Genomic DNA, 1,683 nt, shown 5'->3' with positions numbered 1-1,683 from the left:
CCCCCTGTCCCCGCTGTTCCCCGCGCTCCGGCCGCAGCACGTACACCACCGCACCGTCCACCCGCTCCGCGCGCTCGTAGTACGCCGCGAGCAGGTAGCGCAGCGTCGGCATCCGGGAAGGGGCGTACGGCTTGCCGCGCGAGTCGTCGACGATCACCTTCGGCGGGTCCTCGGACAGCTCGGCGCGGAAGGTGTGCCAGCCGCCCTCGACGCCGTACCGCTGGCCCACCCGGGGCCCGTCCCGGCCGCCGCTGAAGTTGGTGAGCAGGCCGGCGGTGAGGTAGCGGCTGGCCGGGCGGCGGTCGGCCAGCCAGTAGCCCTCCGGGTGCATGCCCCACAGCAGCACCTTCTCCTGCGGTCCGGCGTGCCGCCGCGCGGCGTCGGCCACCTTGCGGGCATGGTCCAGCTCCCCGCTGCCCGCGACCGCGCTCCAGCCCAGGAACAGTGCGCACGACAGCGCCGCGCACAGCGCGGCCCGGCGCGTCCACCCGCCGCCCAGCAGGTGCAGGGCGCCCGCGCCCAGCAGGGCCAGCGGAGGCAGCAGCTGCAGGTAGTAGTGGCCGAAGAAGTGGAAGCCGGAGACCACGGCGACCGCGGCGGCCGCCAGCCAGGTCCACAGGTCCGCCGTCAGGACCCGCCGCCGCGCCGGCGGGCGCCGCCGCAGCACCACCGCCAGCGGCACCAGCAGCCCCGCGAAGCCCGCCGCCGCGATGGCGGTGTTGCCCAGGCCCCGGCCGAGCACGTGCAGCTCCGAACCGGTGAAGGAGGCGTACGCACCCGATCCGGTGACCGTCCAGAACAGGAAGCGGGACCAGCCGCAGGCAGCCGCCACCGCCGCCACCGGCAGTACGCAGCCCGCGCCCAGCCGGAGCAGCGCGGCCCGCCGCGGATCGCCGGGCGGCGCCGAGCGCCACAGCAGGAGCAGCACCGGCAGCAGGGTCGCGCCGCCCGTCTGCTTGACCAGGAAGGCGCCGGCGAGCGCGAGACCCGCGGCCGTCCAGTGCCTGCGGTCGGCGCACCACAGGGCCGCCGCGGTGAACGGCAGCATGAAGACCTCGAAGTTCGCCGCCTGGGCGTCCTCGGGGTTCAGGCCCACCGAGGCGAGGACGAACAGCACCCCGGCGGCCCATGCGGCCCGCTCGCCCCAGCGGCGGCGGGCCAGGGAGGCCAGCAGTGCGGCGGTCGCCGCCACCGCCGCCACCGCCGCGGCCTTGACCGGCCACAGCGAGGCGTCGCCGAAGACGGCGAAGGCCCCCTGGTACAGCCAGGGCACCAGGGGCGGTTTGCGGTCCACGACGGTGTCGTAGAGCGTCCCGCCGTCCGCGAGCATCCGGGCCTGGGTGGCGAGGAAGCCCTCGTCGGGGTTCCACAGCGGGCGCAGGAAGGACGGGACGCGGGTGAGCGCGGCCAGCAGCACCAGCACGGGCAGCAGCCGGGGCCACAGCGGGCGCGGCCGGCCGGCGGGCGCGGACGCCGGCCGGTGGGCGAGGCCGCCGGCCGGCGGGCGGGTGCCGGGCTCCCGCACCCGTGCGGCCTCGGCCGGTGCCGTGCGGGCGCTCGGCAGCCGCAGGGACCGGGGTGGGTCGGAGGCGGTCGGCATGGACTACAACCTATCCGTCCCCTCCGCCGCCCCCGCCGCTCCGGCGGGCGCCGGTGCGGCGTGCCGGGGGTGGCGGGGGCGGC

1 protein-coding gene is annotated in these 1,683 nt (G+C 77.7%); it reads right to left on the bottom strand.

The annotated features are described in order from the left end of the window. Positions 1-1,600, bottom strand: a 1,600-nt coding sequence (locus tag L7D48_RS28615; RefSeq protein ID WP_308312366.1) for a glycosyltransferase family 39 protein, incomplete at its 3' end; no start/stop codon positions are given. Positions 1,601-1,683: the final 83 nt, after the last annotated feature.

The organism is Streptomyces sp. ICN903, assembly GCF_022015835.1.
In the GTDB taxonomy this organism is placed as follows: domain Bacteria; phylum Actinomycetota; class Actinomycetes; order Streptomycetales; family Streptomycetaceae; genus Streptomyces; species Streptomyces fenghuangensis.
The sequence above is the reverse complement of the archived record's forward strand: the minus strand, read 5'-3'. Positions and strand labels throughout refer to the sequence as shown.